The organism is Microtetraspora sp. AC03309 (assembly GCF_020826795.1).
Classification (GTDB): Bacteria; Actinomycetota; Actinomycetes; order Streptosporangiales; family Streptosporangiaceae; genus Microtetraspora; species Microtetraspora glauca.
The window spans coordinates 1-428 of sequence record NZ_JADDIL010000549.1 but is presented as its reverse complement, the minus strand read 5'-3'; the positions used below and the strand labels follow the sequence as shown (position 1 = coordinate 428).

1 pseudogene is annotated in these 428 nt (G+C 68.9%); it reads left to right on the top strand.

What is annotated here, in order from left to right:
- Positions 1-82: 82 nt before the first annotated feature.
- A pseudogene (locus IMZ11_RS44300) lies at positions 83-428 on the top strand (hypothetical protein); the annotation flags it as partial.

The window sequence follows — 428 nt, the reverse complement described above, 5'->3', positions numbered from 1 at the left end:
AGGGACGTCCGGGTCCGCGGACCGGACGTCCCTCGGGCAAGCGGAACACCCGGCGGTAAGCCGGATGGTTCAGTGGCGGGCCGTGGCCCGGGCCCGGACGGCCGCGGCGGCCGCACTGTCAGTGGTCGCCGGAATGGGGCTGGCGGCGTGTTCGGGCAGTTCGGCCGACGAGATCGACTACGCCGTCGACGGCACACTGACCACGTACAACACCAACACGGTGGCCGGAGCTGCGTCCGCCGGACCGCAGGCATTCGCCAGGGCATTGACCGGATTCGCCTATCACGGCCCCGAAGGCCAGGTCGTCGCCGACAACGACTTCGGTTCGGTGTCGGTGGTCGGTCGCGCGCCACTGGTGCTGGATTACGTGATCAGCGACAAGGCGGTCTATTCCGACGGCAAGCCGATCACCTGTGACGACCTGGTGC